General features: G+C 70.1%; 14 protein-coding genes. 2 read left to right on the plus strand and 12 right to left on the minus strand.

Translation table 11 applies throughout. From position 1 onward, the window contains the following. Positions 1-37 precede the first annotated feature (37 nt). Positions 38-232, minus strand: coding sequence for a hypothetical protein (locus DY023_RS07125; RefSeq protein ID WP_116241655.1), 195 nt, complete (start codon positions 230-232; stop codon positions 38-40). 103 nt (positions 233-335) lie between these two features. On the opposite strand from DY023_RS07125, the gene DY023_RS07130 reads away from it, so the two are divergent. Continuing rightward, a complete protein-coding gene (locus DY023_RS07130) occupies positions 336-941 on the plus strand; it encodes a TetR/AcrR family transcriptional regulator (RefSeq protein WP_116241656.1) in 606 nt (201 codons plus the stop codon). On the opposite strand, the gene DY023_RS07135 is transcribed toward DY023_RS07130, so the two are convergent. From DY023_RS07135 to paaA, 10 genes are read right to left on the minus strand one after another with little or no spacing between them, the layout of a single operon-like run. Beyond that, the gene (locus DY023_RS07135; RefSeq protein ID WP_116241657.1) at positions 928-1,710 is read right to left on the minus strand and encodes an enoyl-CoA hydratase/isomerase family protein; all 783 of its coding nucleotides are present in this window, start codon (positions 1,708-1,710) and stop codon (positions 928-930) included. The genes DY023_RS07130 and DY023_RS07135 overlap by 14 nt on opposite strands. Beyond that, positions 1,707-2,144: a hydroxyphenylacetyl-CoA thioesterase PaaI gene (paaI, locus tag DY023_RS07140; protein ID WP_116241658.1), complete on the minus strand. Its 438-nt coding sequence runs from the start codon at positions 2,142-2,144 to the stop codon at positions 1,707-1,709. Before paaI ends, DY023_RS07135 begins: the two co-directional genes overlap by 4 nt. 13 nt (positions 2,145-2,157) lie before the next feature. Then, positions 2,158-2,982: a 3-hydroxyacyl-CoA dehydrogenase family protein gene (locus tag DY023_RS07145; RefSeq protein ID WP_116241659.1), complete on the minus strand. Its 825-nt coding sequence runs from the start codon at positions 2,980-2,982 to the stop codon at positions 2,158-2,160. Then, positions 2,979-3,728 carry an enoyl-CoA hydratase/isomerase family protein gene (locus DY023_RS07150; protein WP_116241660.1) on the minus strand — a complete coding sequence of 250 codons (750 nt, stop codon included), beginning with the start codon at positions 3,726-3,728 and terminating at the stop codon, positions 2,979-2,981. Before DY023_RS07150 ends, DY023_RS07145 begins: the two co-directional genes overlap by 4 nt. Further along, the gene (locus DY023_RS07155) at positions 3,725-4,891 is read right to left on the minus strand and encodes a thiolase family protein (RefSeq protein WP_116241661.1); all 1,167 of its coding nucleotides are present in this window, start codon (positions 4,889-4,891) and stop codon (positions 3,725-3,727) included. Before DY023_RS07155 ends, DY023_RS07150 begins: the two co-directional genes overlap by 4 nt. Before the next feature lie 9 nt (positions 4,892-4,900). Beyond that, a complete protein-coding gene (paaE, locus tag DY023_RS07160; protein ID WP_116241662.1) occupies positions 4,901-5,974 on the minus strand; it encodes a 1,2-phenylacetyl-CoA epoxidase subunit PaaE in 1,074 nt (357 codons plus the stop codon). A gap of 1 nt (position 5,975) precedes the next feature. After that, positions 5,976-6,497 (minus strand): 1,2-phenylacetyl-CoA epoxidase subunit PaaD, encoded by a 522-nt coding sequence (gene paaD / locus DY023_RS07165; protein WP_116241663.1) that lies wholly within the window; start codon positions 6,495-6,497, stop codon positions 5,976-5,978. 2 nt (positions 6,498-6,499) lie between these two features. Next, the gene (gene paaC / locus DY023_RS07170; protein ID WP_116241730.1) at positions 6,500-7,417 is read right to left on the minus strand and encodes a 1,2-phenylacetyl-CoA epoxidase subunit PaaC; all 918 of its coding nucleotides are present in this window, start codon (positions 7,415-7,417) and stop codon (positions 6,500-6,502) included. A gap of 11 nt (positions 7,418-7,428) precedes the next feature. Continuing rightward, on the minus strand, positions 7,429-7,722 hold the full coding sequence (paaB, locus tag DY023_RS07175; RefSeq protein ID WP_116241664.1) for a 1,2-phenylacetyl-CoA epoxidase subunit PaaB: 294 nt from the start codon (positions 7,720-7,722) through the stop codon (positions 7,429-7,431). Next, on the minus strand, positions 7,719-8,657 hold the full coding sequence (gene paaA / locus DY023_RS07180) for a 1,2-phenylacetyl-CoA epoxidase subunit PaaA (protein WP_116241665.1): 939 nt from the start codon (positions 8,655-8,657) through the stop codon (positions 7,719-7,721). The genes paaB and paaA overlap by 4 nt, the downstream gene beginning before the upstream one ends. Positions 8,658-8,780: 123 nt before the next feature. Between paaA and paaZ the strand changes: the two genes are divergently transcribed. Next, complete coding sequence (gene paaZ / locus DY023_RS07185; RefSeq protein ID WP_116241666.1) at positions 8,781-10,826, plus strand: phenylacetic acid degradation bifunctional protein PaaZ; 2,046 nt, start codon at positions 8,781-8,783, stop codon at positions 10,824-10,826. 55 nt (positions 10,827-10,881) lie between these two features. Here paaZ and DY023_RS07190 read toward each other — a convergent pair whose 3' ends face one another. Beyond that, entirely contained in the window at positions 10,882-12,339 is a 1,458-nt protein-coding gene (locus DY023_RS07190) for a DUF1254 domain-containing protein (RefSeq protein WP_116241667.1), read from the minus strand. Positions 12,340-12,356 lie beyond the last annotated feature (17 nt).

Consider the following 12,356-nt stretch of genomic DNA (forward strand, 5'->3'; position numbering starts at 1 on the left):
GACGGCCTGCGGCCGTCGCGCGTTCTTCGTATGCGGGTCAGCTGTCCTGCGACCAGTTGTTCGAACGTCGGGTCGCGGAACCGCCCTGACGCATGAGCAGGGCCAGCGCGATGCTGACGATCAGGATGCCGGCGACGAAGACCACACCCTGGAACGCCTCGAGACCGAACGACAGGCCGAGCAGGTAGATTCCGCCGACGAACATGATGATGAAGGCGATGAATGCGGCCATGACGGTCCTCTCGGATTCGAGCAGTTTCCCTCCAGCTTAGCGCCGACGGCCCGCTACGTTTGTTCCAGGATGCCGACGCGAGACGCGCAGGGAGGAGCCCGGGATGACCGCACCGCAGACCGCACGCCGCGGACGCCCAGGGTACAGCCGCGAGCAGGTGTTGCAGATCGCGGTGGCCCTGTTCAACGAACAGGGCTACGACGCGACCTCGGTCTCCGATCTCGCGACGCGGCTGGGGTTGACGAAGTCCGCGCTGTACCACCACTTCGACTCGAAGGAGCAGCTGCTCGAACTCGCATTGGACAGCGCACTCGGAGGCCTGGAGGGCGCGCTGGACGCGGCGATGGAGCATGATGCCGTCGCCGAGCAGCTCAATGAGGCCATCCGCGGCGCGGTGCGGGTGCTCACCGCTCAGCAGCCGCAGGTGACCCTGCTCCTTCGCCTGCGCGGGAACAGCCCCGTGGAGCTCGCCGCGCTGCAGCGTCGTCGCGCCTTCGACCAGCGGCTGTCGTCACTGGTGAGACGAGCGCAGCACGAGGGTCTGCTGCGCGACGACATCGGCGCCGGCACGATCACCCGACTGATCTTCGGCATGATCAACTCGATCGTCGAGTGGTATCGGGCCGACGGCGCGATCGATCCGCAGGGACTCGCCGACGACGTGCTCTCGGTGGCGATCGACGGGCTGCGACGGCCTACCGCCCGGTGAACATGGGCGGACGGCGGGCGAGGAACGCCTCCACCGCGTCGCGGTGGTCCTGCGTCGATCCGCTGCGCTCCTGCGACACCGCCTCCGCCTCCAGCGCGGCCTCCAGCGCCTCCACATCCACCAGGAGCCGCTTGCTCTCGCCGTAGGCCGTCGTCGGGCCCTGAGCGAGCAGTCCGGCGATCTCCCGCGCCCTGGCCCCCGGATCCTCGGCGATCTCGCCGGTGATCCCCCAGGCGATCGCCTCCTGCGGCCCGAACATGCGCGGCAGCAGGATCAGCTCGCGGGCACGCGCGTCGCCGATCGCTCGCGGCAGCGTGTACGACAGGCCGGTGTCGAAGGTCAGCCCGATCCCGGTGAAGGCCGTGCCGAGCTTCGCCCCGGCGCCGAACACACGCAGGTCGGCGGCGAGGGCCAGGCCCAGTCCCGCGCCGACGCCCGCGCCGTCCACGGCGGCGATCACCGGCTTGGGCATCGTCATCAGCCCGCGCACCAGCGGCGAGTAGTGATCGCGCACCGTGCTGATCGCCGCGGCGGCACCGCCGCCGCTCGCGAGCTGGGTCGCGTGCTCGGCGAGGTCTTGCCCCACGCAGAACGCCGGACCGTTCGCGGCGAGCACGACCGCGCGCACGCTCTCGTCCGCTCCGACCTCCCGCACCGCGGCGACCAGGGCCGTCTTGAGTGCGACGTTCAGCGCGTTGCGCCCCTCGGGACGGTTGAGTGTGATGACGGCGACGGCACCGTCGCGTTCGATCAGGACGGGGTCGGTCATGAATCCTCCACTACGGGACGGCCGAGAGAGCGGCTGCGCCCTCGGAACACGGCAACCACGGCCTCGTCGTTGCGCACCACCACATCGTAGATGCCCGATCTGCCCCGCAGCACGATCTCCCGCGCCTCGGCGACCAGCCTGTCGCCGAGCGCTGCCGGTGCGATGAAGTCCACCTCGAAACCGGCCGCGACGGTGACCGTCCCGCGGCTGTTGCATGCGAAGGCGAACGCGCTGTCCGCAAGCGACGAGATGAGTCCGCCGTGACAGATCCCGTGGCCGTTGACCATGTCGTCTCGCACCGTCATCGTGAGCGTCGCGCGGCCGGGGCCGATGCTCACGATGCTCATGCCGAGGGCCATGCTCGCGGCATCCTCCTGCCACATCCTCGCGGCGCACGCCTCGGCGAGCCGTTGGGGGTCCGATTCGCTCACCATTCGCAGCACCTCATCACCATTCGTAGAATCCGCGTCCCGACTTGCGACCGAGCTCCCCCGCGGCGACCTTGTCGCGCAGCACCTGCGGCGGCGCGAAGCGCGCGCCGAGCTCGCGCTCGAGGTGCTCGGCGATCGCAAGTCGCACGTCCAGACCGACGATGTCGGTCGTCCTCAGGGGACCTGTCGGATGCCGGTACCCGAGCGTCATCGCGGTGTCGATGTCGGCGGCGTCGGCGACCCCCTCCTCCAGCATCCGCATCGCCTCGAGGGCGAGCGCGACGCCCAGCCTGCTGCTCGCGAAGCCCGGTGCATCCCGCACCGTGATCGACGTCTTGCCGAGCCCGACGACCCAGCCGCGCGCCTCCTCGACCAGTGCCTCGGGCGTCCGCGCACCGACCACGATCTCGACGAGATCGCTGACCGGCACCGGATTGAAGAAGTGCAGTCCGATCAGACGGGACGGGTCGGGCAGTGCGTCGGCCAGCGCGTCGATCGAGAGCGAACTCGTGTTGGTGGCGATCGCTGCTCCCGGCGCGACGTGCGCGATGCGAGCGAGCACCTCGCCCTTCAGCTCGATGAGCTCGGGCACCGCCTCGATCACCAACACGCAGTCCCGCAGCGCCGCCGGATCGGTGACGACGGAGTGCGAACCCCGAAGCTCGGCGCCGTTCGCCTGCGCCTTCGCGAGGGTCGCCATGATCCGCTCGCGCGCCGCGGCTGCGGCATCCTCCCCGTTCTCGACGACCGTGACCGCGGAGCCCGCCAGCGCGAATGCGTGGGCGATGCCTGCGCCCATCCGGCCGCCGCCGTAGACACCGACATGTGCAGGCACTGTCATGGGTGCTCCTTCTTCGCGCGGCGCTCCAGGAACGCGGTCATCCGCTCGTCCTTCTCCTGCGTCTCGAACAGCACCGCCTGCGCGAGGTCGTCGATCAGCGGGTGCGCCTCCCGCGGGGCGTGGAACGCCGCCTTGGTGAGTCGCACCGCGAGGGGCGCCTGCGCGGCGATCCGGTCGGCGAGGCGGTGTCCGGCGTCCTCGAGCTGATCCGCCGGCACGACGTCACTGAGCAGGTGGGTGTCCCGTGCCTCGTCCGCGGTGAGGATGCGTCCCGCGAGCAGCACCTCCTTCGCGAGTGGCTCGCCGATCAGCTCCTTCAGACGCCATGACGCCCCGGCGGCGGCGAGGATGCCGAGGCCGGGCTCGGGATTGCCGATCCGGGCCTCCGGTGTGCCGATGCGGAAGTCGCAGGCGTAGGCCAGCTCTGCTCCCCCGCCGAGGGCGAATCCGTCGATGAGCGCGATCGTCGGCATCGGCAGGCGCTGGATGCGGCCGAACAGACCGGAGTTGATGCCGGCGAGCGCGTCGTCCCGGCGACGCTCGCGCAGTTCGCCGATGTCGGCGCCCGCGGCGAACGTGCCGCCCGCGCCGATGATCAGGGCGATGCGCGGCTCCTTCTCCAGCATCCGGCACGCCTCATGCAGCGCCTCGACCGTGGCGAGGTCGATCGCGTTGCGCACCTCGGGACGGTTCAGGCGCAGCACGACGCGGTCGGCGTGCTCCTCGACCAGCACCGGCGCGCTCACGCGCGCTCCAGCAGGAGTGCCGCGCCCTGGCCCACGCCGACGCACATCGTCGCGAGCCCGCGCTCGAGGTCGTCGTGTTCGAGCCTGTTCAACAGCGTCACGACGATGCGCGTGCCGGAGCAGCCGAGCGGATGCCCGAGGGCGATCGCTCCGCCCCAGGCGTTGACCTTCGCCTCGTCGAGTTCCAGTCCGCGCATGCACGCGAGCGACTGCGACGCGAACGCCTCGTTCAACTCGACGGCGTCGAGATCGGTGCCGTCCCAGCCCGCGCGATCCAGCGCCTTGCGCGTCGCCGGAATGGGTCCGATTCCCATGATCTCCGGGGGAACACCTGCGGCTGCACCGGCAGCGATTCGCGCCCGCGGCTGCAGGCCATGACGGTCGACGTAGCGCTCGCTGACGACGACCACCGCCGCCGCGCCGTCGTTCAGCGCGCTGGAGTTGCCCGCGGTGATCACCCCGCCCTCGCCGTGGATCGATGGCAGCGCTGCGAGTCGCTCCGCGCTGGTGTCGCGCCGCGGCCCCTCGTCGGCCGAGACCTCGCCGACCGGGACGATCTCGGTGTCGAAGAGACCGGCGTCCTGGGCGGCGAGCGCGCGCCGGTGCGAGCCGAGCGCGAAGTCGTCGAGCTCCGCCCTGGTCAGGGCGTACCGCTCGGCGACGCGCTCTGCCGTCTGCGGCATCGTGAGGGTGGTCTCGTCGTCGAACCGCGGGTTCGTGAACCGCCAGCCGATCGAGGTGTCCCAGCTGCGCCCGGGTCGCCCCCACGCCTTCGCGGGCTTCTCTGTCACCCAGGGTGCCCTGGTCATGGACTCCACTCCCCCGGCGATCACGACGTCGGCGTCACCGGCGGCGATCATCTGCCGCGCGGTCTGGATCGCGGTCATACCCGATGCGCAGAGCCGGTTCACGGTGTATCCCGGCACCGTGACGGGGAGACCTGCCAGAAGGGCCGCCATCCTGGCGACGTTGCGGTTGTCCTCCCCTGCCTGATTGGCGGCGCCGAGGGCCACCTCGTCGACATCTGCGGGGTCGATCCCCGTGCGCTCCACAAGCGTGCGGATCACCAGCGCGGCCAGATCGTCGGGTCGCTCTGCGGCGAGCGCGCCGCCGTACCGCCCGATCGGAGTGCGGATCGCGTCGAGGATGAAGGCGTCTGTCATGTCCGTTCCTCAGCTGTCGTAGTCGACCGTGACCTCGTCGCTCACCGGGAACGACTGGCAGGTGAGGATGAAACCGGCCTCGACCTCGGCGGGTTCGAGGGCGTAGTTGCGCACCATGTCGACCTCTCCTGCGCACAGCTTGGCACGGCAGGTGCCGCACACGCCGCCCTTGCAGGCGAACGGCAGATCGGTGCGGGTCTGCTGTGCGGAGTCCAGGATGCTGGTGCCGCGCGACATCGCCGCGGTCGTCCGGCGCCCGTCCAGCACGACGGTGACGTCGCTGGTGAGGCCTTCGACGACCGCATCCGGATGCCGCAGCTCGGGTGGCGGCTCGTCGACGTAGAACAGCTCGACGTGCACGCGGTCTGCCGGCACGCCCAGTTCGGCGAGCACGGTGCGCGCGTCGGTGAGCATGCCGAACGGCCCGCACAGCCAGACATGATCCATGTCGGCGATCGGCACGAGGGTCGTGAGCAGCGTGCGCAGTCGCTCGGCGTCGAGGCGCCCGGAGAACAGCTCCACATCGCGTGGCTCCCGCGAGAGCACGTGCACCAGGTCGAACTGACCGGCGTGCGTGTTCTTCAGGTCTGCGAGCTCCTCGGCGAACATCACCGAGGTCGTGGTGCGGTTGCCGTAGACAAGGGTCACGTCGGATGCCGGGTTCGTGAGCACTGTCGCGGCGATCGACAGCATCGGGGTGATGCCGGATCCGGCGGCGATGCACAGGTGGCGTCCGCCCAGCGACGCCTCGGCGCGGAAGCTTCCGCTCGGCGTCTGCACCTCGACCGTGTCGCCGGGGCGCACCTCATGGGCGAGCCAGGGCGAGAACAGCCCGTCGGGGATGACCCGCACGCCGATGCGCGGCGCGCTGCCCGCCGGCGAGCAGATCGAGTAGGTTCGACGCCCCTCCACCCCGTCGATGAACCGGCGCAGGGTCAGCGACTGTCCGGCGATGAAGTCGTACTCGTCGCGCAGCTCCTCGGGCACGGCGAAGGTCACGGCGACCGCGTCGTCGGTGAGGACGTCGATCGCGGTGACGGTGAGCGGGTGGAACGCTCCCCGGGTCGCAGTGGCTGCCGTCACGTCAGATCTCCTTCACGTGGTCGAACGGCTCCAGGCAGGAGCGGCACCGGTACATGGCCTTGCACGCCGTCGAGCCGAACTCGCTGGCGAGCACGACGTCGGCGCTGCCGCACTGCGGGCAGTGCACCGCGCGCTGAGTGGGGCCGAGCCGGATCGGGATGGGCCCGGAATGCGCGGGAACCACCCCGGGCGGCGAGATGCCCGCTGCGGCGAGCGCCTCCCTGCCGTGCGGGGTGATCCAGTCCGTCGTCCAGGCCGGATCGAGGGCGATTCTGATCCGGACGTCGGAGAAGCCGGTCTCCTGCAGCTCGCGCTGCAGGTCGTCGCGCATCGTCGCCATCGCGGGGCATCCGGAGTAGGTCGGCGTGAGCGCGGCGACCACCGTCCCGTCGTCGTCCACGGTGATGTACCGCAGCACGCCCAGATCGACGAGGGTGAGCATCGGCAACTCCGGGTCTACGACACGGGATGCCGCTTCCCACGCGCGGGCGAGGAGGTCGGTGCCGTTCAAGACGGCTGACATGCTCACCACCGCCCTTCCGGGTGGGCGCGGGCGACGACCTGCATCTCGCCGAGCAGGCGGCTGAGTGCCTCGGTATGGCTGCCGTCGCGGCCGCGGCGCCCCTGCACGCCGGCGAGCGGCGCCCGGTCCGGGCGTTCCATGTCTGCGGCCGCGAGCACCTGATCGAACACGGCTTCCGCCTCGTCCTGCACCTGGGCGGGGTCGACCCCGACACCGGCATCCGCAACCGCCCGTTCGATCGGATGCGTGTCGAACAGCTCGGCACGAAGCGGCCACAGCCCGTCGAGGGCCGCGAGGAGCCGGCGTCGCGACTCCTCGGTGCCCTGGGCGAGCGTGACGAACCAGCGGCCGGCGAAGTCGCGGTGATAGGCGAGCTCCTTCGCCCCCTTGGCTGCGACGGCGGCGAGCACGGCGTCACGGCTGCCGGACAGCCGCTGGAACAGCGCGTAGCGCCAGGTCGAGAAGAGCAGGATGCGGGCGATCGTCTCCGCGAAGTCGCCGTTCGGCACCTCGGCGAGACGGACGCTGAGGAATTCCCGGTCGTCACGGAAGTACGCGAGCCTGTCCTCGTCGGGTACCGGCGACCCGTCCGGCAGCTGTGGCACGATCCCGGGATCGGCAGCCGCCGCGCGTGCCAGCAGCAGCCTGGCCTGGCCGAGCAGGTCGAGCGCGATGTTCGCCAGCGCGATGTCCTCCTCGAGGTCGGGCGCGCGGCTGCACCACTCCGAGAGCCGCTGCGAGAGCACCAGGGCGTCGTCGCCCAGCATCAGGCAGTACGCGGCGAGCGCGTTCGGGTCGACACCGTCGGGGACGGCGGTGTCGACACCCGCGAGTGGATCCTCGAAGTCGGTGCCGAACGCCCAGTGCGCATCGTTCACCAGCAGGCCGGCGTACGCGTTGTCGTGGAACTCGTCTGTCATGTCGTCACCGCTCACATGTGGGGCACGTCGTCGGGGATCACGTAGAACGTCGGATGCCGGTACACCTTGTCGCCCGCGGGGGCGAACATCGGGTCCTTCTCGTCGGGGCTCGACGCGGTGATCTCGCTGGAGCGCACCACCCAGATGCTCACGCCCTCGTTGCGCCGGGTGTACACGTCGCGGGCGTGCCGCAGCGCCATCTGGTCGTCGGCGGCGTGCAGCGATCCGACGTGCACGTGGTTCAGTCCGCGCTTGCCGCGCACGAACACCTCGTAGAGCGGCCACTCCGCTTTGACGTCGGTCATGCCGTCTGCTCCTTCTCTGCGTACGCCATGGCCGCCTCGCGTACCCAGGCGCCGTCCTCCCACGCCCTGCGTCTGTGCTCGATGCGCTGGGTGTTGCACGGCCCGTTCCCTCCGACCACAGACCAGAACTCGTCCCAGTCCGGCGTGCCGAGGTCGTAGTGCCCTCGCTCCTCGTTCCAGACGAGATCCGGGTCGGGCAGGGTGACACCGAGTGCGTCGGCCTGCGGCACCGTCATGTCGACGAACTTCTGCCGCAGCTCGTCGTTGGTGTGCGTCTTGATGCCCCAGGCCATCGACTGCGCCGTGTTGGGCGAGGAGTCGTCGGGCGGGCCGAACATCATCAGTGCGGGCCACCAGAACCTGTTCACCGACTCCTGCACCATCTCGCGCTGGGCGTCGGTGCCGCGCATCATCGTCATGAGCAGTTCGTAGCCCTGCCGCTGGTGGAACGACTCCTCCTTGCAGATGCGGATCATCGCCCGCCCGTAGGGGCCGAAGGACGTGCGGCACAGCGGCACCTGGTTGCAGATCGCGGCGCCGTCGACCAACCACCCGATCGTTCCGACGTCCGTGTACGACAGCGTCGGGTAGTTGAAGATCGACGAGTACTTCTGCCGCCCCGAGATGAGGTTCTCGGTGAGCTCGTCGCGGGAGACACCGAGGGTCTCGGTCGCGGAGTACAGGTACAGCCCGTGCCCGGCCTCGTCCTGCACCTTGGCGAGCAGGATCGCCTTGCGCCGCAGCGAAGGCGCACGGCCGATCCAGTTGCCCTCGGGCTGCATGCCGATGATCTCGGAGTGCGCGTGCTGCGCCACCTGGCGGATCACCGTCTTGCGGTACGCCTCCGGCATCCAGTCGCGCGGCTCGATGCGATCGCGGCGCGCGACGATCCGCTCGAAGCGTTCTTCGAGACCCAGGTCGTCCTCGACCTTCATGCTGCACCTCCGTCGGAGCATCCGGCCTATTTACTGACCGACCGTTCTGTACTACTCTGACACACGGATGCGGACGGCGCAACGCTGTCTCGCGCCCTCGATGACGAGCGAAGGGATGCTCCCGTGACCACCCCACTTCTGGAGAGCTACGCCGCCGGCGCCTGGTTCCGCGCGGACGACGAGGGCACGCCCCTTCTCGACGCCGCCACCGGCGAGGAGATCGCCCGCATCTCGAGCGCAGGCCTCGACACCGCGGCGATGGTCGACTACGCACGGCGCGTCGGCGGTCCGGCGATCCGCCCGCTCACCTTCCACGAGCGCGCCACCACGCTCAAGGAACTGGCGCTCATGCTCGGACAGCACAAGGACGAGTTCTACGCGCTGTCCGCACGCACCGGCGCGACCAGGCGCGACTCGATGGTCGACATCGACGGCGGCATCGGCACGATGTTCTCGTACGCGAGCAAGGGCAAACGCGAGTTGCCGAACGACGTCGTGTACCTGGACGGCGCCGTGGAGCGACTCGGCAAGGGCGGCACGTTCCTGGGACAGCACGTCTACATGTCGAGGCCCGGGGTCGCGGTGCAGATCAACGCCTTCAACTTCCCGGTGTGGGGCATGCTCGAAAAGCTCGCGCCCGCGTTCCTCGCCGGACTGCCGACGATCGTGAAGCCGGCCAGCCAGACCGCGTACCTCACCGAGGCCGTCGTGCGCCGGATTGTCGGCTCCGGCATCCTGCCCGAAGGCGCGCTGCAGCTGATCTCCGGCGGCGTCGGCGACCTGCTCGCGATGCTCGACGCGCAGGATTCGGTGTCGTTCACCGGCTCCGCCGCAACCGCCGATCTGCTGCGCCGCGACCCGGCCGTGCAGGAGCGCGGCGTGCGGCTGCAGGTCGAGGCCGACTCGCTGAACGCCTCGGTGCTGGGCACGGACGTCACCGCCTCCGACCCCGAGTTCGACCTGTTCGTGAAGGGCGTCGTCGCCGAGATGACGGTCAAAGCCGGCCAGAAGTGCACGGCGATCCGCCGGGCGATCGTGCCGGAGGCGATGGCGGATGCCGTGATCGCGGCGATCTCGGATCGGCTCTCACGCATGGTGGTCGGCGATCCGACCGATGAGCAGGTGCGCATGGGCGCGCTCGCCAGCCTCGGCCAGCGCGAGGAGGTGCGGCGGGCCGTCGCGACTCTGCGCCGCAGCTCCGATCTGGTGTTCGGCGACCCGGACAGCGTCGAGGTCGTCGGGGCGGATGCCACGGCCGGAGCCTTCCTGTCACCGATCCTGCTCCGCGCCCATGACGGCGCCGAGGAGCCGCACGACGTGGAGCCGTTCGGCCCGGTCAGCACCGTCATCACCTACCGGACGGTGGACGAGGCGATCGCGCTGACCGCGCGCGGTCGGGGCAGCCTGGTGGCATCCGTCGTCACCCACGATCCGACGTTCGCCCGCGACATCGTACTGGGCCTCGCACCATGGCACGGCCGGGTGCTGGTACTCGATCGCGACGACGCGGCCGAGTCGACCGGGCATGGCAGCCCGCTGCCGATGCTCGTGCACGGCGGTCCGGGCCGCGCCGGCGGCGGCGAGGAGCTCGGCGGCATCCGCGGTGTGCTGCACCACATGCAGCGCACCGCTGTGCAGGCCTCCCCCGACATGATGACCGCGATCACCGGCCGGTGGACTGCCGGGTCGGTGCGCCGCGTGGAGGACGTGCACCCGTTCCGCAAGAGCCTGCGCGACCTGCGCATCGGCGACAGCATCGTCTCGGCGCCGCGCACCGTGACGCTCGCCGACATCGACCACTTCGCCGACTTCACCGGCGACCGGTTCTACGCGCACACCGACCCGGAGGCGGCCGCGAGGAACCCGCTGTTCGGCGGCATCGTCGCACACGGCTACCTCGTCGTCTCGCTCGCCGCCGGCCTGTTCGTAGACCCGGATCCGGGCCCCGTACTCGCGAACTTCGGCGTGGACGGACTGCGCTTCCTCACCCCGGTCAAGGCCGACGACACCATCCGGGTGACGCTGACGGTGAAGCAGATCACGCCGCGTTCATCGGCGGATTACGGCGAGGTGCGCTGGGACGCCCTCGTCGTGAACCAGGACGACGAGCCGGTCGCGACCTACGACGTGCTCACACTGGTGGCGAAGGAGTGGCCACCAGCGGAGTGACGCCCTGGCGGGGCGCCACTGCGCCCGCCAGGCGATCGAAGCGGTCGCCGCCCGGTCACAGCGGTTCGACGTCGCCCGGCTTCCAACTGCCGTCGAACCATGTCTCCAGCGGCCCGTACAGGCGCAGCAGCGCGAACCAGCCCTTGCCCGGCACCGTCTGGATCCAGTTGGTGGCCAGCGCGGCCGGCTCCTCGGGGCCGAACACGATGTCGGTCGATCCGTCGGCGTTCCGCGCGAGCGAGTCCCGTTTGTCGTTGCGGCTGGGCAGCGGCTGCCCTGTCTGCAGCTCGGAGCGGGTCTGCGGGTCGTACACGACGATCGACCAGAAGTCGGCCGCCGGCACCTCCGCCGGCAGCCGCAGCCGATAGGTCCGCGCGCCGTCGAGCGGGGCGCCGTCGGCGTCGACCATCGCCGCGGCGTACTGCGAGCCCTTGCCGACCATCTTCAGCGCCATGGCCGGAGTGTTCACGGTGGCCAGGTAGAAGAACGTCGTGCGGGCGTCCAGGAAACGGCCGCCCGCACCGCCGTCTCGCAGGAAGCGGTAGTCGCCACCCGGGAACGGATTGACCCACTGCCGGTCCTCGTAGAGGAAGAAGCTGCTCTCCCGCGACCGGAAGGACATCGACCGCGCGGTGCCGTTGCCGACCGCAGCCGCATCGACGAGGATCCCTCGCATGCGCTCATCCGGATCGAACGGGTGCCCCTTGGCGATGCCGATCGAGGCGAGCAGACCTCGCGTCTCGGCGTCGATGAGCCCGACCGGCTCCTTGGCGATGACCTGGGCCACCTCCTCGTAGAAGGTCACGTCGTTCGCGTGGACGGTGTTCATGACCTCTCCGGACAGCGAGGTCCACTCCATCGCCGGCGGATCGTTCCGCGACGAGAACGGGTAGATCCGCACGCCGGACTCGAACAGCTTCACCGCCGCGTCCGGCTTGCCGTCCACGAGGAAGCCCCGCAGGATCACGAGGTGGACGAAGCCGGGGCTCTCGGCGACGAACCAGCCGTCCGGGCGCTCGCCGTCGTACCCCGGTGGCACGATCAGGTAGGTGCCGCCCTGACCGCGGTCCGGCCCCGGTGCGCCGAGGTCGATGACGAAGCGGAACCAGGCGTCGTCCACCGTTCCGGGGCCGCATCCCGGCGGGACCTCGATCACGGTGGCACCATCGCGCTCGAGATCCAGCATCGCGATCGCATAGACGGTGTCGGTGTTGCCCGTGAGGAAGAGCGGGTTCGAATCCATCAGACGATCTGCGATCACTCCGCGATGACAGGAATCGCCGGCGAGCGCCGACACTCCGCGCCGGATCCCCTCCAGCGATGCCGCGGGTATGCAGTTCAGAAAGGCCTCGACGCCGCGGATGAAGTCGAGGTGGTCGAACAGCATCTGCGCCGTCTGCGGGGTCGGCACACCGTCGGCGAAACGCAGCTCGCCGAGACGGGAGGCGACCACGTCCGGTGTCGTCACCTGTGCCGGGATCGGCGTGTTGTATCCGGGTGCCTGCCGTTCCATGTGTTCCTCCACCTCCG

Source organism: Microbacterium bovistercoris, assembly GCF_003387575.1.
Taxonomy (GTDB): Bacteria; Actinomycetota; Actinomycetes; order Actinomycetales; family Microbacteriaceae; genus Microbacterium; species Microbacterium bovistercoris.

Bases quoted from the DNA above. Each gene is read 5' to 3' on its own strand.
- DY023_RS07125 (WP_116241655.1), bottom strand. From the start codon at position 232: ATGGCCGCATTCATCGCCTTCATCATCATGTTCGTCGGCGGAATCTAC.
- DY023_RS07130 (WP_116241656.1), top strand. From the start codon at position 336: ATGACCGCACCGCAGACCGCACGCCGCGGACGCCCAGGGTACAGCCGC.
- DY023_RS07135 (WP_116241657.1), bottom strand. From the start codon at position 1,710: ATGACCGACCCCGTCCTGATCGAACGCGACGGTGCCGTCGCCGTCATC.
- paaI (WP_116241658.1), bottom strand. From the start codon at position 2,144: ATGGTGAGCGAATCGGACCCCCAACGGCTCGCCGAGGCGTGCGCCGCG.
- DY023_RS07145 (WP_116241659.1), bottom strand. From the start codon at position 2,982: ATGACAGTGCCTGCACATGTCGGTGTCTACGGCGGCGGCCGGATGGGC.
- DY023_RS07155 (WP_116241661.1), bottom strand. From the start codon at position 4,891: ATGACAGACGCCTTCATCCTCGACGCGATCCGCACTCCGATCGGGCGG.
- paaD (WP_116241663.1), bottom strand. From the start codon at position 6,497: ATGTCAGCCGTCTTGAACGGCACCGACCTCCTCGCCCGCGCGTGGGAA.
- paaC (WP_116241730.1), bottom strand. From the start codon at position 7,417: ATGACAGACGAGTTCCACGACAACGCGTACGCCGGCCTGCTGGTGAAC.
- paaB (WP_116241664.1), bottom strand. From the start codon at position 7,722: ATGACCGACGTCAAAGCGGAGTGGCCGCTCTACGAGGTGTTCGTGCGC.
- paaA (WP_116241665.1), bottom strand. From the start codon at position 8,657: ATGAAGGTCGAGGACGACCTGGGTCTCGAAGAACGCTTCGAGCGGATC.
- DY023_RS07190 (WP_116241667.1), bottom strand. From the start codon at position 12,339: ATGGAACGGCAGGCACCCGGATACAACACGCCGATCCCGGCACAGGTG.